A 19,856-nucleotide genomic window follows, 5' to 3' on the forward strand; every position below is an offset into this window, starting at 1 on the left:
GATATTTTGTTATGTTTAAGGATTACAGGTCATTTGTTCCTACCTCCTCATGTAAATATAAATATTTATACTGCTGCTTTACGTCCGTGAATCGTAAGGTAGCATAATAATTGGGACTCGAAATGTAATGAGGGTGCGCCTCCCGGTGTTGGGAGATAATTCCCCGTATGATAACTTTTTATTGACAAGCAGCAAGATTATGAAGCAGTTACTGATTTTAGGACTCTCCGGATTAATGTTAGCAGGCTCGGGCAAACAGCCAGCTTCGCCCCCAGGTGGACCCGTTCCCCGATTATTAACAGCAGATGCTGCCGCTACGCATTGGGTGGACAGCGTTTTTGAATCGCTTAACAACGATGAGCGTATTGCTCAGCTTATCATGATCAGGGCACATTCTAACCTTGGCCCGGATCATGTGAAGAAGATCGTCAAAGACATTAAGGAAAACAAAGTGGGTGGCCTGATCTTTTTTCAGGGCGGCCCGGTACGACAGGCGAACCTTACGAACTATTACCAATCCATTTCCCAGACGCCGCTTATGATTGCCATTGATGGTGAATGGGGGCTTGGTATGCGGCTCGATAGTGTGATCAGCCTGCCCCGCAATCTTATGATCGGCGCTGCACAGGATAGTACCCTTGCCTACAAAGCCGGGAAAGTACTAGGGCAGCAATGTCGCAGGCTGGGTATACATGTAGACTATGCCCCGGATATGGATATTAACAATAATCCGAACAACCCTGTTATCAACGACCGTTCATTCGGACAAGACAAGTATCAGGTAGCCCGCATGGGCGTGCAGATGATTAAGGGTATCCAGGATCAGGGGGTGATGGCAGTCGCCAAGCATTTCCCGGGTCATGGAGACACTGACACCGACTCGCACCTGGATATGCCGGTGATCCGCAAATCCAGGGCACAACTGGATTCGCTGGAATTATATCCGTTCAGGCAGGCGATAGATGCAGGTGTTACAAGCATTATGATGGCGCATCTATACATTCCTGCTATTGACAGTACACCTAATACTCCTACTTCTATTTCACACAAAGCAGTGACTGATCTGCTGAAAGGTGAAATGGGGTACAAAGGCATCGTAATCACTGATGCGCTTGAAATGAAAGGTATTGCTAAGTTCTACTCCGGTGGAGAAGAAGCAGCCAGGTCATTTGTTGCTGGTAATGATATGCTCATGCTGCCTTCTACTGCGGCAGGTAGTGTAGATGCTATCAAAAGAGCCATCCGCCGCGGAGAGGTGTCATGGAATGATGTAAATGAAAGGGTAAAGAAAGTGCTGTTGGCTAAATACAACCTGGGATTGAACAAACCACAGGTTGTAGAAACGGCTAATCTTACAGCCGATCTGAACGCCGTAACCGATACGCTGATCCGGGAAATCGGGCGTCAGTCGCTGACCCTGCTGAAGAATGATAACCAGCTGATACCTTTCAGGCAACGGAGCCCTGGCAAAGTAGCGGTGATCGCTGTAGGCGCTGATGTGAACAACGTTTTTCTGCAAACAATTAAAGCTACCCGTCCGGATGTCAATACTTTCATCTTTACTTCCCGCCAGTCAGCAGCGCAGGTAGCACCTGTTGTAGACCGATTGAAGAAGGAATTCCAGGCAGTGATCATCGGTGTGCATAACTATGGACGCAGGCCTGCAAACAATTTCGGGATCAGTTCAGCAGAAAGGTTGCTGGTGCAGCGCCTGCAACAGGAAATGCCTTCTGCTACTGTGGTATTTGGTAATCCGTATGCGATTCAATACTTCTGCGATGCACCAACGATTGTAGCAGCTTATGAGGATGATGATGCAACGCAGAAATCTGCAGCAGAATTGCTGTTTGGCCAATTGATCCCAACAGGCCGTCTGCCGGTAACTGTATGTCCTAACTTCACTTATGGAATGGGAATCGTACCGGCTACACCGGCACCGGCAGTCGCGTTGCAACCGCTGGAAGAAGTAGCGCCGGGCAAAGTAGGGATGAATGGCGCAACATTGTCAAAAATTGATAAACTGGTGGCAGATATGATCGCGAAAGGTGCTGCACCGGGATGTGAAGTGCTGGCGATGAAAGATGGCAAGATTGTATACAACAAGGCATTCGGTCATTACGATTACAGCACTAATGAACCCGTGACACATTCCAGTATTTACGACCTGGCGTCTGTAACGAAAGTCTGCGCTACAACGATCTCTGTCATGAAACTTTATGATGAAGGGAAACTAAGCCTCGATGGTACATTGGGCGATTACCTGCCCTGGGTGAAAGGAAGTAATAAGGCGAACCTGAAGATCAGGGATGTGCTGTTGCACCAGGCAGGTCTGGTTGCATTTATTCCTTTCTATCAGAGTGTGTTGATGAAGAATGGGGCACCAGATACCGCTTTGTTTCACAGCTATGCAGATTCTGTTTATTGCAAACGGGTGGCAGAGCACTTGTACATGAAGGATAGTTATGTAGATACTATGTTACAAAAAATCCTGGATAGTCCGCTGAAACCACAGCAGGGATATGTATACAGTGACAATGATTTCATTTTCCTGGGTAAGGTAGTAGAAGCGATTACGGGACAGAAACTGAATCACTATGTGAGAGAAACTTTCTACGAACCACTTGGTATGACAACGACAGGTTTTAAACCGAGAGAGCGTTTCCCGCTGTCGCAAATTGCGCCTACAGAGAGTGAGCGCACGTTCAGGATGCAGTGGATCAGAGGGGATGTACATGATCCGGGCGCGGCTATGTTTGGGGGAGTAGCAGGGCATGCTGGTTTATTCTCCAATGCAGAAGATCTGGCTGTGCTGATGCAGATGTTGCTAAATGGGGGAACTTATGGTGGCAGGCGTTTTATCAAAGAAGAAACCATTAAATTATTCACCGCATACAACAGCAATATCAGTCGTCGTGGGTTGGGTTTTGACAAACCTGATAAAAACAATGGCAAGCATGGCGAAGCATATCCTGCTAAGAGTGCATCTTCACTTACATTCGGGCATACCGGTTTTACTGGTACCTGTATCTGGGTAGATCCTCAATTCAAGCTGACATTTATTTTCCTGAGCAACAGGGTTTGTCCTGCTGGAGGAGACAACAAGAAGCTGATCACCATGCATGTAAGAGAGAATATAATGGAAGTGTTGTACGAAGCTATGAATGGGAAGTAGTGCCTGACGTAGTGCACTCCACCAGGAAGTGCACTACGTGGACTTATAGTAAAAGAAGATAATGCTATTTCATAGGAATAGGCAATAGTGACAAAGTGAGATATGCCTCTGCAGCCACTCATTTTGTCACTATTTGTTTTATTGGACAGAAACAGTTCTGTTAATGCTTGTTTCGGTTTTGATACCGATGATTTTTTCTGCCAGGCGGGTCTTACCTCTTCTGATTTCGAAGGTATAATTACCGTCCTGCAGATCTGCGAGGTTAAAACGGGCTTTATAGACCAGTGTTACCGGCAGGGATTCCTGGTGCAAAGTAGTGTTGTTGGCATCTTTGATACTCAGGATGATTTTGTCGCTGCCTGGATTTTCGACAGTTACGCGAAATACCAAATCACTTCCTGTCACCTGTGCTACGTCCAGTTTGAAGCTGCCGGAAGTAGTTGGTTCTGTAATGGCTGCAGCAGTTGGCTTTACTTTGTTCATTGCAAAGTCCTGGGCAACAGCAATGGACTGGTTCAGTAGGATAATTGCGATGACTGCTATAAATTGTATGTGTTTCATACAAAAGTTTTGTTTTAGTGTTTTGATGTTTCTTCAGGGTCCCTTTTGTCGCCGCAAAGATCAGGAGGAGTTGTTAAGGGAATATTATGGAGATGTTAAGAAAGCATTACGAATGTCATATCTCAAAGTACTAACTTTGCCATCGATTTTTTGATTTATGGAAAGACTGACAACACAACAGCAAAGGCCGGTAGCGATCTGGTTATACATAGGGGTGGGGATGCTTATTATTCAGGTATTATTGGGCGGAGTGACCCGTCTTACAGGTTCCGGCCTGTCTATTACCGAATGGCAACCGATCCTGGGTGCTTTTCCACCAATGAATGAAGCGGCCTGGCAGCAGGCATTTGATCATTACAAAGAGATCGGGCAATCAAAATATCTCAACAATCATTTCACCCTGTCAGACTTCAAGGGAATTTATTTCTGGGAGTGGCTGCACCGTGACTGGGCCCGGTTAATGGGAGTTGTATTTGCCGTGGGCTTTGTATACTTCCTGATCAAAAAAAGAATAGACCGTTCTATGATACGCCCGATGGTGATCCTGTTTATGTTAGGCGGATTGCAGGGGGCTATCGGATGGATCATGGTGAAGAGTGGATTGAATGAAGAGAACCTGTATGTCAACCATATACGACTTGCTATTCACTTTCTGACCGCATTGTCGCTGCTGGTATATGTGCTGTGGTTTGCGCTGAAGTTGAGTACACCGGTAAAGGAAATACTGGCAGTGCCTGGATTGAGAAAGCTGAATACCTGGATGCTGGGATTATTGTCGCTGCAATTGTTCTTTGGTGCGTTGATGGCTGGATTACATGCTGCACTGGCTGCAAATACATGGCCGGATATTAACGGTGTGTACGTACCGGGCACGATGTTCACGCAGGGAAGTTTTTTAGAAGACCTGACACATAATACACAGACGATACATTTTGTGCATAGAAACCTCGCTTACATTATTACAATTCTCGTTGTGATCTGGTGGTGGAAGGCGGCTGCTGAAACACCGGAGCACAGCCTGTTGCACAGGATACGTTACCTGCCTTTATTGTTGGTTTTGGTACAGGTATTACTTGGTGTACTGACATTGCTGGGTAGTCAGACGCACATTCCTATTTTGCAGGCGATCCTGCATCAGGGAGTAGGTATGTTGCTGCTACTGGTGTTGGTATGGACATATTTTTTAAGTGGAGGTAAAAAATAAAATATTTGGGGCTTGCTTTTGGCAGGCCCCAAATGTTTTCAGGTACCCGGCATCTAATTTGTAACCATATTACAATTTTTCGTAAGTTTAGTTGTAATTGCGTTACGGATGAAAGTGAAATATCTGCCGGTTAAATTTTTCTATTCTTTTCCGATCCAACTATTGTTGCTCCACTTCAGGAAGTACCAGGTGCTGCTTATTTTCTGGGCTATCCTGTTTAGTACCATTAATGGGGGATTCGCAAAAGTATTCGGCGGGGACGCTTTGTATCTGGCGCCAGAATACCTGGGGAACGTAAATTTCTACAGCACTACAATACTGGGGCTGTCTACCGGCTTATTCACCATGAGCTGGAACATCACTACTTTCATTCTTCATACCGGTCGTTTCAAATTTCTGGCTACTACCTCGCAGCCATTTTTCAAGTATTGCCTCAACAACTTCATTGTACCTGTTGCATTTATCATCAATTTGCTGATCCGCTCATGGGAATATCAGCGTTATCAGCAACTGAGCACAGTGCCGGAAATTATGCTGCTGACAGAAGGCTTTATCTGCGGATACCTGTTCGTCATTTTTTTCTCTTTCTTTTACTTTTTCAACGCCGATAAGAACATTGGCCGCAGGTTGGAGAAAAAGTTTGGCACGCCTCGCAATTTCCTTCGGCTCGTGCTGAAGCCTACCCAGGAAAAGGATGAAAACGCACTCCCCGTTACCAACTATTTTAACTCTCCCTGGCGAATTCGCCGTGCCAGAAATGTAGATCATTATAACAAGGTTTATCTGGACAGTATTCTCAAGCAACATCACTATGCAGCGATGATCACTGTAGTCTGCGCCCTGTTTTTCCTGGTGGTCCTGGCATATATGATGGATTATCCTTTCTTCAGAATCCCTGCAGGTGCCAGTGTGATGATCTTTTTTGCCTTCCTGATCGGGGTGGCAGGCGCATATGCATACCTGTTACAGAGCTGGGCGATCCCTCTTGCGCTGGTGCTGATGATAGGCATGAACTGGATGGTAGAACATGACCTGCTGGACAACCGGAATAAAGCTTATGGCTTAAACTATAAGCAACATGATCAACGACCTGAATACAGTACCGTGGCTTTGCAGAAGTTTTTCTCTGAAAAGCGTATGGCTGATGATAAACAACAAACCCTGCGGATATTGAAAGCGTGGCGCGCGCAGTTTCCTGCCGGCCAGCGCCCTAAGCTGATTGTGCTGAACTTCAGTGGTGGAGGTCTGCGGGCGGCTACCTGGAGCATGAATGTGTTGCAGCGGCTGGACTCGATCATGGGCGGTCAGCTTATGAATCAGACAGTATTAATGACGGGTGCTTCGGGAGGAATGATAGGGGCTACCTACTTCAGGGAATTATACCTGGAAAAAGAAAACGGAAAGCACCTGAACCTATACGACAGCAGCTTTACAGAGCGTACCAGCCGGGATTTGCTGAACTCTATTTTCACGTCGATGTCGGTGAATGATTTTATTACTCCCTGGCGGAGCTTTAAGATCGGTGACAATCGTTATGCAAAAGACAGGGGGTATGCTTTTGAAATGCAGCTGAATGCAAATACAGATAATGTGCTTGCTAAAACCATCGGTGACTACAAACAACCGGAACTGGAAGGGAAAATACCTATGCTGATCTGGAACTCAACCATTAATGCGGATGGCAGAAGATTGATCATATCACCACAACCGGTGAGTTATCTCTGTGCACCTACGTACCCGAGAGGAAAACAAACCTGGCAGGATGTGGACGGGGTAGATTTCGCACAGTATTTTTCAAAACAGAGCCCTTTGCAGTTAAGGGTAACGAGTGCAATCAGAATGTGTGCTACATTCCCTTATGTATTACCCAATGTATTTTTGCCCAGTGATCCTATTGTAGACGTGATGGATGCGGGTATCAGAGATAACTTCGGACAGGATGTATCCATGCGTTATGTGTATACATTCAGAGAATGGATCAATGCAAATACAAGTGGTGTGATCTATATCCAGATCAGAGATACCAGAAAGAACGATATCCGGCCTATCCGGAAAACAAAGGTATTGACAGACCTGATGTTTGATCCGCTGTTTACGATGCAGCAGCATTGGAGCTCAATGCAGGACTTTTCGCAGGATGACAAGCTAAGTTATCTCGAGGGTTATTTCCCGGCAGGATTTCACAGGATTATTCTACAATATGTACCCCAGAAAGAAGATAAGGCGGCAGCATTGAGTTTTCACCTTACCTCCCGTGAGAAAATTGATATTGCAGGCGCATTGGACAATCCTACCAACCAGGCATCATTTGACAGTATCATGAACCTGATAAGAAAGCCAGCACCGGTTGAATAAACTGGGGGAATGCCTGAATATGTGGCAGGTGGCCAACATCGGGAATTGTCACCAGTTTACAGTCAGGAATTCTTTGGCTGATCTGTGGACCCAGTACCGGGTAGTTTCCCAATGTCTTTCTTACTTCTTCAGTGGCATTAGCTTTACCTAAAGCCGTTCGGTCTTTCAGGCCAATGATAAGCAGGGTAGGAGCCTTAATGTTCTCAAATTCATAAAACACAGGTTGTGTAAAGATCATATCGTAGGTAAGCGCATTGTTCCAGGCAATGCGGGCTGCGTCCGGACCTTTGGCCCAACCTGCCAGCACAACTGCCCATTTCTCATAAGCCGGTTTCCACTGTCCTCCATAATATCCGTCCAGCTGATATTTTTTTATTTTCTCAAAATTCTGGGCGAGTTCACCCTGGTACCATTTATCCACCGACTGGTAGGGCACTTTTACCTTCCAGTCTTCCAGGCCAATGGGATCTTCCAGGATCAGTTTTTCAACGACTTCCGGGTACATCAAAGTAAAGCGCGTAGCAAGCATGCCGCCCATAGAGTGGCCCAGAACGGCAACTTTCCGGAGATGCAGACTATCCAGCAGGGCCTTGGTATTTTGTGCCAGCAGCTGGAAACTATATTGTAAGTGCGCTGGTTTGGATGATTTACCAAACCCAACCTGGTCTGGCATGATGACCCTAAAACCACTTTTACTCAATTCAGCCGCAGTACTGTCCCAGTAAGCAGCGGGAAAGTTCTTGCCATGTAACAGTATAATGGTTTTGCCGTTGGGCCTGGCCGGGTGCAGGTCCATATATGCCATGCTTACCTGCTGGCCCTGAATTTGCAGCGAAATAGTATGTACCGGATAAGGGTACTGAAAAGTGGTAAGTTCCGCGTCCAGAGCCGGAATTTGTTGTGCACGGCCCGGTAAAATGGCTGCACTAAGAAGAATCGCTGTTAAAATTGACCTGATGAGCATGGTTACGTCTAATGAGTGAATTAAATAATGGGTACGGCGCAAAAGTAATGCCGGTGCGGGTACGCCTATTGATCACAATTATTTAAAGGGATTTCCCCACTTTTTCCACAATTTGTTTTAACTTTGCGCCTTCTTTTGGCTGGGAACCAGCTAGCCGAAGTCAACTAATTTGATTTATGAATATCCGTAACATAGCAATTATTGCGCACGTAGACCACGGTAAAACGACCCTGGTTGATAAGATCCTCCATTCTACCAACGTTTTCAGGGCCAACCAGGAAACAGGTGAATTGATCATGGATAACAACGACCTGGAAAGGGAGCGTGGAATCACCATCTTAAGTAAAAACGTTTCCGTTGAATACAAAGGGGTGAAGATCAACGTGATCGATACTCCAGGCCACGCCGACTTCGGTGGCGAGGTTGAACGAGTATTGAGAATGGCTGATGGTGTGATCCTGCTGGTGGATGCCTTCGAAGGCCCGATGCCACAGACACGCTTCGTGCTGCAAAAAGCGCTGCAGCTTAACCTGAAGCCTATCGTTGTTATTAACAAGGTAGACAAGGCGAACTGCCGTCCTGATGAGGTACACGACTCAGTATTTGAGTTGTTCTTCAACCTGGATGCAACGGAAGAACAGCTGAACTTCCCAACCTATTATGGTTCAGGTAAGAATGGCTGGTTCAACGATTCATTAACTCCCTGTGATGATATCACTCCACTGATGGATGGTATCCTGCAGCACGTACCAGAGCCAAATATTGCTGACGGTACCCTGCAGTTGCAGATCACCTCTCTGGATTACTCTACCTTCCTGGGCCGTATCGCTGTAGGAAGAGTAGCACGTGGTTCCATCAAGGAAAACCAGCCAATTTCCCTGGTACAGACTGATGGTACTATCAAGAAATCCCGTGTTCGTGAACTGTACATATTCGAAGCGCTCGGTAAAAAGAAAGTAACCGAAGTAGCGGCAGGTGATATCTGTGCGGTAGTAGGACTGGAAGATTTCGGTATTGGTGACACTATTGCCGATTTCGAAAATCCTGAAGCTTTACCGGTTATCAGCGTAGATGAGCCGACAATGAACATGTTGTTCAGCATCAACAACTCTCCATTCTTTGGTAAAGATGGTAAGTTCGTTACTTCCCGTCACCTCCGTGACCGTCTGGTGAAAGAAACTGAAAAGAACCTCGCATTACGCGTAGTTGATACAGACAGTGCTGATAGTTTCCTGGTTTATGGCCGTGGTATCCTGCACTTAGGCGTACTGATCGAAACCATGCGTCGTGAAGGATTTGAGTTGACCGTAGGTCAGCCTCAGGTAATCCTGAAGCAAGTAGATGGGAAGAAATGTGAGCCGTATGAAAACCTGGTAGTAGATGTACCTCAGGACTTCGCCAGCAAGGTGATTGACCTGGTTACCCGTCGTAAGGGTGAAATGCTGATCATGGAAACTAAAGGTGACATGCAGCATCTGGAATTCGAAATTCCTTCCCGTGGCCTGATCGGTCTGCGTACACAAATGCTGACCGCTACTGCTGGTGAAGCTGTAATGGCGCACCGTTTTAATGATTATAAACCATGGAAAGGTCCAATCCCCGGACGTAGCAATGGTGTGCTGATTGCTAAAGAAGCGGGTACCACCACTGGTTATTCTCTTGATAAGCTGCAGGACAGAGGGTTCTTCTTTGTAGATCCGGGAGAAGATGTGTATAGAGGTATGATCATCGGTGAGAACAACAAGCCTGGTGACCTGGTAGTAAATCCTAATGAAGGAAAGAAACTGACCAACATGCGTGCGAGTGGTACTGATGGTGCAACTAACATTGCTCCTAAGACGCTGATGACACTGGAAGAGTGTATGGAATACATCCAGCAGGATGAGTGCATCGAGGTAACGCCTAACCACATCCGTATGCGTAAGACTATCCTGGATGAGGAGGAAAGAAAGCGTTTCCAGAAGTCCATGAAAGCTGATGGTGTCGCTTAACTGAGATCGTTATAATACTAAGTATATTAGTGCCGTCCCGCCAACAGGTGGGACGGCTTTTTTTATGCAGTTACCATTTTTTGATGAACCTTCGGGACATGTCATTCCGTTGCAGGATGGCGAATTGCTCTATTACCCTCATTTTTTTAACGCTGAGGTAGCGGATAGCTATTTCCGGTTACTAATGGAGAAGGTTGACTGGAAGCAGGAAGGCATGATGATGTACGGGAAGCCGGTATTATTTCCCCGCCTCATGGCATGGTATGGGGATAAGGGGAGTAGCTATGCATTTTCAGGAAAGCGATATGAGCCGGCTGAGTGGATAGCAGAATTGTCAGCAATAAACAGGCATGTTTCGTCTGTTGCAGGTGTGGTATTCAACAGCGTGTTGCTGAACCGTTACAGAAATGGCAATGATTCTATGGGCTGGCATGCCGATGATGAGCCGGAACTAGGGCGAAATCCGGTAATCGCGTCTGTGAATTTTGGTGCTACCCGCCGGTTTATGTTCCGTCATCAGCAGGCAGGGCTGAAATACGAACTGAATCTGGCGCATGGTTCCCTGTTGATTATGAAGGGAAGTTTACAACACTACTGGCAGCACCAGGTACCGAAGACAGCAAAGCCATTGGCAGAGCGGATCAATCTCACTTTCCGGGTAATAAAACCTGTGGTTTGATTTTTGTTTTGGCTGGTAGAAAAACAAGCATATGATAGGTAAAGTAACATTGGGTCTACTCTTTCTGGTGGCATGCACCTCGCTTAAAAAGGTCCCGGACCTGGGAGGTCATCGGTGGAGCCTTGTACAACTTGAAAATGAGAAACAGGATTCGTCACCGGTTTACATTCAGTTTGATACTGCGGCGCACCGTTTTAGTGGTAATGCAGGGTGCAATAAAATGTCAGGCAACTACACGGCTACAGCTACAATGGTAACTTTTGATGAAGTGATAAGTACCCGCATGGCATGTCTGGATACAAAAGCCAATGAGCGGGAAAGCCAGTTGCTCCGTTTGCTAAATAATCACACGTATGCATTTGATATAAATGGAGCGACCCTGCAACTGAAAGACAGTGGCAAGGTCGTGCTGGTGTTTAAAGGTCTTTAGGGCAGGATGATGTTGTCCTTTTCGTCCAGTTCCCAAAAAGGATTGTGTGCAACTTCGAAGAGGAAACCTTCCGGGTCTCTGAAATAACCGCTATATCCGCCCCAGAAGACTTCTTCTGCGGGCTTTACTATTTCTGCCCCTGCTTTGGCAGCCTGTTCCAATACACTGTCGACTTCAGCTCTGTCTTTTGCATTCAGCGCCAGCGTAAAGGCGGGAAATCCACTGCCAGCTTCAGGTACGTTGGCATCCGCTGCCAGTTCTTTTCTGCCAAAAAGAGATAATACCATTCCATTCAACTGGAAAAAGGCAACGCCCTCCTGGCTGGCGGAAGAACGCCTCCATCCCAAACCGTCTTCGAAAAAAGAAATAGATTTTTGCAGGTCTCTCACCCCCAGGGTTACCAGCGTCAGTTTTTGTCGCATGTATGTGAATATTAGTATGTAAAGGTAAATAGCGAATAGCTGTCACTATTTGTATAAAAACGACAAATATTCACTGGGGGTTTCGCCGGTGATTTGCCTGAACTCCCTGGTCAGATGGGCATGGTCGTGGTATCCGTATTGGATGGCGAGTGAGAGCAGGTTGGAGGTGGGTTGTTTTTGCAACGCCTCTTTTGCACTTAAACAACGTACGATGCGGGAAAAGGTTTTGGCTGACGTGCCTACCTGTTGGAGAAAGGAGCGTTCAAAATTGCGGGGGCTCATATTGACCTGTGCAGCGATGAAAGCAGGAGAAATGTTACCCTGGCTTGCCTGAATTGCATGGATAGCCGCCTGCATACGGGCTGGTTGGCCCGGAAGTGCTTTTAACAGACATTGGGAGATGGCCTGGAACGGATTGCCGCCTTTTGCTAATACTTCCTGCAGTTGCCGCACCAGGGGAAGTGACAGGTCATTGCCCATTATATGCTGATCTGTTAGTAACTGCATGGGGAGGCCTGCAAATGCTGCCATGCCGGCGGGCTTAAAACGGATACCCAGCAGGCGGGTAGCAGCAGCAACCTGGGTATCATGATAGGTGGTCATTGTGCCAACGGCCCTGACACTATAATCGTCCAGGTTGAAAATAAAATCAGCACAGAGATCGGGAAGAATGCGGGAAGTGGCCGGACCGGAAGTAGTGACGGTCCAGTATGCGTCTATATAAGGCGCCAGTAAGGCCGGGGGACTATATGCTGCATACACGGGATAAATGTAAAAAAAAGCACCTGCTTTTTGGCAGGTGCTTTCTAAATACTTATTTAATGAGTTTGAGTTCACTCACAATATTCGGTGCGCCTCCCAGTTTGTCAATACACCAGAGTACGTAGCGTATATCAACACAAATAGTGCGGTTGTACACGGGATCAAACTGAATTTTGTGGCTCAACGCTTCATAATTACCATCGAAAGCTAAACCAATCAGTTCACCGTTGCCATTCAGTACAGGAGAACCGGAGTTACCGCCTGTGATATCGTTGGTAGTGATGAAGCAGGTGACGATATCATTCTTGCGGGCGTCCTTGTATTGACCGAAATCCTTCTTGTTGTAAAGGTCTACATAATTTGCAGGCAGGTCAAATTCGTAATCACCTGGTTTATATTTTTCCAGCACACCCTTCATGGTACAAACGTAATCGTAAGATACCGCGTCGCGGGGTGAATATGGTTTTACCTGTCCGTAAGTCAGGCGCATAGAGAAGTTGGCATCAGGATACCATTTTTTGTTAGGTTCCATCTGCATCAGTCCTTTCAGGTAGGCTCTACCCAGGTCATTGATTTTAATTACGAACTGGTTGTAGAGTGGCAGGTATTTCATGACCCAGTTCTTGACAAATGCGCTGGAGTAAGCAAAGGCAGGGTCCTGTTGCAGGGTTACCGCGTCAGGGTGCTCGATGAAAGCTTTCCAGCGGGCATCGTTCATAATCATGGAACCTGACATCAGGGCTGCTGCCCACAGGCGGTAGGTGTTGTCTTCGTCCAGGCTGCCGAATTTCGCTTTGACAGCATCATAGAATCCGATTGGATGCTGGGCAGCAGGGATATCAGTATAGAACATGCGGCAGGTAGCAGCCAGTATTCTCTGATCGCTTGGTTTATCTTCTTCTTCGAGGAAGGCGGTACGTGCTTTATCAGCCGCCTGAATGCTTTTTGCAATGACATCAGCGCTGGTGCCTGGCTGTACCATTGCTCTTTCCAGGGCTTGTAAGCTGGCAGCAAAAGCGGCCAGAGGAGAACCCATAATGCCTTCATTGATATAAATGCGGTGTTTGGCGTATGGTGTCCATTCTTTGTAAGCCTGGGCATAATCGTCGAAGATGTGTTCAAACTCAGGTTTACCTTGTGCCCATTTTACAAAAGCGCTTTCGTTCAGCTGTTTCTGTTCCTCCACTTTGTATTTGAGGAGTTGTTTGGTTTCGCCATCGTAGAACTTCCAGTAGTTGGCTACACCCGCATAAGAAGATGCCAGTTTCAGTTTGATAGCCGGATCTTTCTTCATCTGGTCAAACATATATTTCAGACGAACAGCACGGAGATTTACGATAGACGGGTTCTCAACCTCGATCTTCAGTTTTACGCCTTCGGAGCTTTCGTACCTGTTGGTACCGCCAGGGTAGCCAAAGATCATGGCGTAATCGTTCTCCCGGATACCCTTGATAGATACCGGCAGGAAGTGTTTTGGTTTGAAAGGTACATTATCGGCAGCATATTCAGCTGGTTTACCGTCTTTGTTGGCATAGACACGAAAAACGGAGAAGTCGCCGGTATGGCGGGGCCATTCCCAGTTGTCGGTATCACCACCAAATTTACCGATGCTTTCCGGAGGGGTACCTACGAGGCGGATATCTTTATAGCGTTCGTATACGAAGAGGAGGAACTGGTTGCCTTTGAAGAGGGGGAGTACTTTTGCTTCGTAGCCGGTACCATTGGTTGCTTCGGTTACGATTTCGCTGATGGTAGCCTGCTGTTTTTTCATTCTGTCCTGGCCACTGAGTCCCTGGAGGGCTTCATCCATTTTTTTGGTCACATCATCCACACGTACCAGGAACTGTACGGTCAGGCCGGCAGCTGGGATCTCCTGTGCTTTGGACTGGGCGTAGAATCCGTTTTTGAGATAGTTATGTTCCACGGAGCTGGCGGTAGCGATGGCATCATAACCACAGTGGTGGTTAGTGAAGATGAGTCCCTGATTGCTCACGATTTCGCCGGTACAGCCTCCGCCGAATATAATAATAGCATCTTTTACTGATGCCTTATTAATGCTGTATAGTTGTTCTTTGGTGAGTTTCAGTCCTTTCTGGACCATATCATTGTACACTTGCTGCCCTAATAAATAAGGAAGCCACATGCCTTCGTCTGCTTTGGCAAATTTAACTGCCAATAACAGCAAAAGCAGCAGAGCTTTTTTCTTCATTGATATCGAATTTTTTGAAAACAGGGTCAAACCTAGGGATTTTTTCAATATTGACAGCTGATATTATGATGGGAGGGGGCTGATTGTGTGCCGGGCATAATTATGGAATGGCATTTGTTAAAGGGAGGTGATTAATACAATCAAGCATACAAACTTTATTTAAAAACCTACTTATGAAGAAGCTGTTGTATCTATTGGCTGCCGTTGCATTCTTCGCTTGTAATGAGACGCCGAAACAGGAAGAGAAAAAAGATTCGCTGAGGGAAGGTGTGGAAAAAATTGGACAAGATGTCAAGGCTGCTGCCAGTGATGCGGGGGATTACCTGGATGAAGAACGGCAGAAGCTGAAGGGAGATCTGGAAGAAAGGAGAAATGAGATAGATAATAAAATGGACCAGCTGAAGAGTGATGGATCTGCCAGAAGTAAGGAGGCCCGGAAGAAACTGGCCCGATTGAGGGATCAGATCAACGGGAAACTGGATGAACTGAAAAATGGCACAGCAGCCGGCTGGGATAGCACCCGTACCGACATTGATACTGCATTAAAACGTTCCGACCGGGAATGGACAAATTTCAAACAGGATTTCAAAGAATTATTCCAATAAGAATTTAGATTTTTGACGGGTATCGGAACAAGGCTAAAATCCCTAACTTTACCGGGCAACAATCAAAAGAATCGCCTTGTTACGTTCATACCATCAGAAAGAGATAGCATTAGAGGCAGGCTGTGACGAAGCCGGCAGAGGGTGTCTGGCAGGGCCGGTTTTTGCGGCGGCGGTAATTCTGCCTCCAAAATTCCGACACAAGCTGCTAAACGATTCCAAACAGCTGAAAGCCGCCGACAGGGAACACCTGCGCGGAGTGATTGAGGAAAAGGCGCTTTTCTATGCAGTAGCAAGCGTAGACAACGAAGAGATAGATAAAATCAACATATTACAGGCTTCATTCAGGGCCATGCACTTAGCACTGGAAAAGTTGCAGCAGCAGCCGGGATACATCCTGGTAGATGGCAACCGTTTCAAACCCTATGGAAATGTCCCCCATGCCTGCATTATCAAAGGAGATGGTATTTATGCTTCAATAGCAGCAGCATCTATATTGGCCAAGACGTACAGGGATGAATATATGATGAAGCTGCACGAACAATTCCCGCATTTTGGCTGGCTGGAAAACAAAGGATATCCTACAATCCAGCACCGGAATGCCATCAGGGAACATGGAGAAACTCCCTTTCACAGAAAGTCTTTCCGGTTACTGCCGGATGAACAGCTGACGCTGGACTTTGGGGGAGCAGCCGTGGACTAAGATTATTAAACACTATTGTTATTATTTTTGCCCTTGGATAGGATCAGACTATGTTAAAGCAGACACAACAGCAGAAGCTATTACAGAAATTGTCGCCTCAGCAGATTCAGCTTATGAAATTGCTGCAGGTCCCTACAGCCGTACTTGAAGAACGTATCAAGGAGGAGCTGGAGGAGAACCCTGCCCTTGAATACGGGGAAGAGGCACATGAAGAAGAATTTAAAGATCCGCAGGACGAGTTTTCAGGCAATGAAGATGGAGAGGGCGAGGACGAGTTTGAACCAGATGGAAGTGAGAACGAGTATGATAATATTGACATTTCCGAGTATGTAAGCGAGGGAGATGATGATATCGCTGACTATAAACTGCGTGACGACAATTATCCAGATCAGGATGAGAATAAAACCATTCCTGTGCGGGTAGAGACGTCTTTTCATGAGCACCTGCTTGAACAACTGGGCATGCTGGAGCTGGATGAAAGAAAGAATGCGATCGCTGAGCAGATCATCGGGAGCATAGATGATGATGGATATTTGCGTAGGGAAGTGAGTGCGATAGTGGACGACCTTTCCTTTTCACAGAATGTAAGTACAGATGAGGAAGAGATCAGGGACCTGATTAAGAAGATCCAGGATTTCGACCCGCCGGGTATCTGTGCCACTGATCTGAAAGAGTGCCTGTTGCTGCAGTTAAAGCGCAAGCCGCAGGACGATGAAGGGGTAGTAGGAGCTTACCAGATACTGGAGAATTACTTTGATGAGTTTACCAAGAAGCACTATGAGAAGATCCAGAAGGGGTTGAACATGAGTGACGAAGGGTTGAAGGAAGCAATTGGTCAGATCATTCGCCTGACGCCGAAACCAGGGGGGAACTTTGCTACCCTGAATAAGGCAGAAAGTTATGTAGTGCCGGATTTCTTTATCATGAATAACAATGGTAAGCTGGAACTGACACTGAACTCAAAGAATGCGCCTGATCTGCGCATTTCAGAAGGCTACCGCGACATGCTGAAAGAGTATGACCGTGGAGATAAGAAGGATAAGCGCCAGAAAGAGGCGGTATTGTTCATCAAGCAGAAAATTGATGCTGCCAAATGGTTTATTGATGCCATCAAGCAAAGGCAACATACCCTGTTGTCTACCATGGAATCCATCATGGGTTACCAGCGTGAGTTTTTCCTGACAGGGGATGAAACAACCATGCGCCCGATGATCCTGAAAGACATTGCAGATATTACCCAGCTTGATATTTCTACAGTAAGCCGTGTGGCGAACAGTAAGTATGTGCAGACAGAGTTCGGTACTTTCAAGCTGAAATTTTTCTTTAGCGAATCATTATCGACAGATAGTGGGGAAGAGGTATCTACCCGTGAGGTGAAGAAGATATTGTCTGACCTGATAGAAGGGGAAAACAAGCGGAAACCGCTGAGTGACGAGAACCTGACGAAGATGCTGCAGGATAAGGGATATAATATTGCCCGCCGTACAGTAGCAAAGTACCGTGAGCAGCTGAATATTCCGGTAGCTAGGCTGAGGAAGGAGTTATAATAGGGTAGCTGTACAGCCCCATGTGTACAGATTATTTAAATGGAACAAGCAACTATACACGCAACAGATAACCGGCCGGAACAGGTTTCGGAATTTAGCCCCGTGCTTCGCGGGATTGCCATGTTTATATCTTATCTGCTGCACCCTCTTTTTATACCGCTGCTGGTGACCTGGCTGGTGGTGCATGCACTGCCTGAATACTTCGTGACCTTCAAGCAGATCAGTTATCGCTTTCCTTACGATACCCTGTATTTCAGGGTAGTAGCTATCAGCATATTTTTTCCGGCGCTGACGGTAGGGTTGTCCCGGGCGCTGAACTTTATCGATAGTTTGCATCTGCGTACACAGAAAGATCGTATCATACCTTATATCTCCTGTACAATTTATTATTTCTGGGCATTCTATGCTTTTAAGAAACAGGGAGTAGCACCCCCATTCTTCAATGTGTTCTTTTTAGGGGTCTTTATAGCGGTGATAATGGCTATGGTACTCAATATACGCATGAAAATAAGCATGCATACGGTAGGCTGGGGTGGTGTAATCGGGTTTGTGCTGATCGTGATGTTCAGCCTGCAATTGAATGTAAGTGGTGTATTGCTCCTGGCTTTCTTCCTTTCTGCTATTGTCGCTACGGCACGTCTTATATTAAATGCCCATGCACCGGTGGAGATCTATGCAGGTTTCCTGGTGGGTATACTGGCACAGCTGATCGCATATGTCATAGTGGGATAAAGAGAAAAATCTGTCCTTTTTTAAAGTATTTTCTGGCTGCGCAAATTCAGTGCGCGAGGGCTTCCCATCTTTGTAGTGTTATTTGATAATTGACATGTGCGTCTGTTGTAAGTTAACCCCCTCATTTTATTTTGCTAGCAGATTTAGCAAAGCAGATAAAATGCTAAAAATTTTAGGAAAATCGAAATTAATATTATAATTTAGCACACCATTAAATTTGTAAAAATCTTACTAATATGTCTACAGCAAATGCAGATAAACTGAAGGCCCTGCGCCTTACGATGGACAAGATCGAGAAGGATTTCGGAAAGGGTTCCGTGATGATGATGGGAGAGAAGGGATCTGATCCGATGGAGGTGATCTCCACAGGTTCTCTGGGACTTGACATTGCGTTAGGTATTGGTGGTTTCCCCAAAGGAAGGATCATTGAAATCTATGGTCCAGAATCTTCCGGTAAAACAACAATTGCTATACATACGATCGCAGAAGCTCAGAAAAAGGGTGGTATTTGTGCGATCATCGATGCGGAGCACGCATTTGACAGCTCTTACGCACAGCGTCTGGGTGTGGATGTCGATGCACTGCTGATCTCTCAGCCAGACCATGGTGAGCAGGCGCTGGAAATTGCTGACCGTCTGATCCTCTCCGGAGCGGTAGACGTGGTAGTAATTGACTCCGTAGCAGCCCTGGTACCAAAAGGTGAACTGGAAGGTGAGATGGGAGAAAGCAAAATGGGTTTACAGGCACGTTTGATGTCTCAGGCGTTGCGTAAACTGACTGCTACAATTTCAAAAACTAATTGCTGCTGCATATTTATTAACCAGCTGCGTGAAAAGATCGGAGTGATGTTTGGAAACCCGGAAACCACAACGGGTGGTAACGCGCTCAAGTTCTATGCCTCTGTACGTCTGGATATTCGCCGTATGAGCCAGATTAAGGATGGTGATGAGGCTGTAGGTAACCGCGTGAAAGTAAAAGTGGTTAAAAACAAGGTTGCACCTCCCTTCCGCCAGGCTGAGTTCGATATCATCTTTGGAAATGGTATTTCCAAGATGGGTGAAATTATCGATATGGGTGTTGAATATGGCATTATCCAGAAAAGCGGCAGCTGGTTCAGTTATGAATCAAACAAGCTGGGCCAGGGCCGCGATGCCGTGAAGACATTGCTGGGCGATAATCCTGAAGTAGCTGCTGAAATTGAAGGAAAGATCAAGGCGAAGTTAGCAGAACAGGCAGCACAGGCTTAATTAAGAGTTGTTTTAGTTTTAGATATATTAAAGCTTAGAAATAAGCATTGGGTTAGTTAGTATTAACGTAATGTCCCTGCCTTTTTTAAGGCGGGGATTTTTTTATGACAGGCGTTTTTTAGGATGTGCCTTTTAAGCGGGTATTTTTCGGGAGTGGGTATTTCAGGAAGCGATCGTTTTAAGAGGAGGGAGTGTTGGGGAAATAATCGTTGGGGAGGAGAGAGTATTTGGAAGCGATCGTTTTAAGAAGAGGGAGTATTGGGGAAATAATTGTTT

General features: G+C 46.2%; 16 protein-coding genes. 11 read left to right on the top strand and 5 right to left on the bottom strand.

Going from position 1 to position 19,856, the window contains the following annotated elements; translation table 11 throughout:
- Positions 1 to 199 precede the first annotated feature (199 nt).
- Positions 200 to 3,172 (top strand): glycoside hydrolase family 3 N-terminal domain-containing protein, encoded by a 2,973-nt coding sequence (locus ABDW33_RS18360; RefSeq protein WP_343691540.1) that lies wholly within the window; start codon positions 200 to 202, stop codon positions 3,170 to 3,172.
- 138 nt (positions 3,173 to 3,310) lie between these two features.
- Here the strand turns inward: ABDW33_RS18360 and ABDW33_RS18365 are convergent, their stop codons facing one another.
- Positions 3,311 to 3,733, bottom strand: a complete 423-nt coding sequence (locus ABDW33_RS18365; RefSeq protein WP_343691541.1) for a hypothetical protein — start codon at positions 3,731 to 3,733, stop codon at positions 3,311 to 3,313.
- 157 nt (positions 3,734 to 3,890) lie between these two features.
- Here ABDW33_RS18365 and ABDW33_RS18370 point away from each other — a divergent pair, with 157 nt between their 5' ends.
- On the top strand, positions 3,891 to 4,937 hold the full coding sequence (locus tag ABDW33_RS18370) for a COX15/CtaA family protein (RefSeq protein WP_343691542.1): 1,047 nt from the start codon (positions 3,891 to 3,893) through the stop codon (positions 4,935 to 4,937).
- Positions 4,938 to 5,045: 108 nt separating this feature from the next.
- Positions 5,046 to 7,292 (top strand): patatin-like phospholipase family protein, encoded by a 2,247-nt coding sequence (locus ABDW33_RS18375; protein ID WP_343691543.1) that lies wholly within the window; start codon positions 5,046 to 5,048, stop codon positions 7,290 to 7,292.
- On the opposite strand, the gene ABDW33_RS18380 is transcribed toward ABDW33_RS18375, so the two are convergent.
- Positions 7,255 to 8,256: an alpha/beta hydrolase gene (locus tag ABDW33_RS18380; RefSeq protein WP_343691544.1), complete on the bottom strand. Its 1,002-nt coding sequence runs from the start codon at positions 8,254 to 8,256 to the stop codon at positions 7,255 to 7,257. The two genes, ABDW33_RS18375 and ABDW33_RS18380, sit on opposite strands and share 38 nt — an antisense overlap.
- A 176-nt stretch (positions 8,257 to 8,432) precedes the next feature.
- On the opposite strand from ABDW33_RS18380, the gene typA reads away from it, so the two are divergent.
- The 3 genes from typA to ABDW33_RS18395 all read left to right on the top strand — a co-directional run bounded on the left by typA (position 8,433) and on the right by ABDW33_RS18395 (position 11,356).
- A complete protein-coding gene (gene typA, locus ABDW33_RS18385) occupies positions 8,433 to 10,247 on the top strand; it encodes a translational GTPase TypA (RefSeq protein ID WP_343691545.1) in 1,815 nt (604 codons plus the stop codon).
- A 64-nt stretch (positions 10,248 to 10,311) separates the two neighbouring features.
- Positions 10,312 to 10,926 (top strand): alpha-ketoglutarate-dependent dioxygenase AlkB, encoded by a 615-nt coding sequence (locus ABDW33_RS18390; protein WP_343691546.1) that lies wholly within the window; start codon positions 10,312 to 10,314, stop codon positions 10,924 to 10,926.
- 31 nt (positions 10,927 to 10,957) lie between these two features.
- Positions 10,958 to 11,356, top strand: coding sequence for an META domain-containing protein (locus tag ABDW33_RS18395; RefSeq protein WP_343691547.1), 399 nt, complete (start codon positions 10,958 to 10,960; stop codon positions 11,354 to 11,356).
- Here the strand turns inward: ABDW33_RS18395 and ABDW33_RS18400 are convergent.
- From ABDW33_RS18400 to ABDW33_RS18410, 3 genes are read right to left on the bottom strand one after another with little or no spacing between them, the layout of a single operon-like run.
- Positions 11,353 to 11,778, bottom strand: coding sequence for a VOC family protein (locus ABDW33_RS18400; RefSeq protein WP_343691548.1), 426 nt, complete (start codon positions 11,776 to 11,778; stop codon positions 11,353 to 11,355). The two genes, ABDW33_RS18395 and ABDW33_RS18400, sit on opposite strands and share 4 nt — an antisense overlap.
- Positions 11,779 to 11,823: 45 nt before the next feature.
- Entirely contained in the window at positions 11,824 to 12,540 is a 717-nt protein-coding gene (locus ABDW33_RS18405) for a helix-turn-helix domain-containing protein (protein ID WP_343691549.1), read from the bottom strand.
- Between the two features lie 52 nt (positions 12,541 to 12,592).
- Positions 12,593 to 14,749: a S46 family peptidase gene (locus ABDW33_RS18410; protein WP_343691550.1), complete on the bottom strand. Its 2,157-nt coding sequence runs from the start codon at positions 14,747 to 14,749 to the stop codon at positions 12,593 to 12,595.
- Positions 14,750 to 14,922: 173 nt separating this feature from the next.
- On the opposite strand from ABDW33_RS18410, the gene ABDW33_RS18415 reads away from it, so the two are divergent.
- From ABDW33_RS18415 to recA, 5 genes are all read left to right on the top strand, one after another.
- Positions 14,923 to 15,354, top strand: a complete 432-nt coding sequence (locus ABDW33_RS18415; RefSeq protein WP_343691551.1) for a hypothetical protein — start codon at positions 14,923 to 14,925, stop codon at positions 15,352 to 15,354.
- 76 nt (positions 15,355 to 15,430) lie between these two features.
- Positions 15,431 to 16,054 (top strand): ribonuclease HII, encoded by a 624-nt coding sequence (locus ABDW33_RS18420; protein WP_343691552.1) that lies wholly within the window; start codon positions 15,431 to 15,433, stop codon positions 16,052 to 16,054.
- A gap of 50 nt (positions 16,055 to 16,104) precedes the next feature.
- Entirely contained in the window at positions 16,105 to 17,601 is a 1,497-nt protein-coding gene (gene rpoN / locus ABDW33_RS18425) for an RNA polymerase factor sigma-54 (RefSeq protein ID WP_343691553.1), read from the top strand.
- 39 nt (positions 17,602 to 17,640) lie between these two features.
- A complete protein-coding gene (locus ABDW33_RS18430; protein WP_343691554.1) occupies positions 17,641 to 18,333 on the top strand; it encodes a hypothetical protein in 693 nt (230 codons plus the stop codon).
- Positions 18,334 to 18,569: 236 nt separating this feature from the next.
- Positions 18,570 to 19,580, top strand: coding sequence for a recombinase RecA (gene recA, locus ABDW33_RS18435; protein ID WP_343691555.1), 1,011 nt, complete (start codon positions 18,570 to 18,572; stop codon positions 19,578 to 19,580).
- The last annotated feature ends 276 nt before the right edge of the window (positions 19,581 to 19,856 follow it).

Source organism: Chitinophaga sp. (assembly GCF_039596155.1).
Classification (GTDB): domain Bacteria; phylum Bacteroidota; class Bacteroidia; order Chitinophagales; family Chitinophagaceae; genus Chitinophaga.

Bases quoted from the DNA above. Each gene is read 5' to 3' on its own strand.
- ABDW33_RS18360 (WP_343691540.1), top strand. From the start codon at position 200: ATGAAGCAGTTACTGATTTTAGGACTCTCCGGATTAATGTTAGCAGGC.
- ABDW33_RS18365 (WP_343691541.1), bottom strand. From the start codon at position 3,733: ATGAAACACATACAATTTATAGCAGTCATCGCAATTATCCTACTGAAC.
- ABDW33_RS18370 (WP_343691542.1), top strand. From the start codon at position 3,891: ATGGAAAGACTGACAACACAACAGCAAAGGCCGGTAGCGATCTGGTTA.
- ABDW33_RS18375 (WP_343691543.1), top strand. From the start codon at position 5,046: ATGAAAGTGAAATATCTGCCGGTTAAATTTTTCTATTCTTTTCCGATC.
- ABDW33_RS18380 (WP_343691544.1), bottom strand. From the start codon at position 8,256: ATGCTCATCAGGTCAATTTTAACAGCGATTCTTCTTAGTGCAGCCATT.
- typA (WP_343691545.1), top strand. From the start codon at position 8,433: ATGAATATCCGTAACATAGCAATTATTGCGCACGTAGACCACGGTAAA.
- ABDW33_RS18390 (WP_343691546.1), top strand. From the start codon at position 10,312: ATGCAGTTACCATTTTTTGATGAACCTTCGGGACATGTCATTCCGTTG.
- ABDW33_RS18395 (WP_343691547.1), top strand. From the start codon at position 10,958: ATGATAGGTAAAGTAACATTGGGTCTACTCTTTCTGGTGGCATGCACC.
- ABDW33_RS18400 (WP_343691548.1), bottom strand. From the start codon at position 11,778: ATGCGACAAAAACTGACGCTGGTAACCCTGGGGGTGAGAGACCTGCAA.
- ABDW33_RS18410 (WP_343691550.1), bottom strand. From the start codon at position 14,749: ATGAAGAAAAAAGCTCTGCTGCTTTTGCTGTTATTGGCAGTTAAATTT.
- ABDW33_RS18415 (WP_343691551.1), top strand. From the start codon at position 14,923: ATGAAGAAGCTGTTGTATCTATTGGCTGCCGTTGCATTCTTCGCTTGT.
- rpoN (WP_343691553.1), top strand. From the start codon at position 16,105: ATGTTAAAGCAGACACAACAGCAGAAGCTATTACAGAAATTGTCGCCT.
- ABDW33_RS18430 (WP_343691554.1), top strand. From the start codon at position 17,641: ATGGAACAAGCAACTATACACGCAACAGATAACCGGCCGGAACAGGTT.
- recA (WP_343691555.1), top strand. From the start codon at position 18,570: ATGTCTACAGCAAATGCAGATAAACTGAAGGCCCTGCGCCTTACGATG.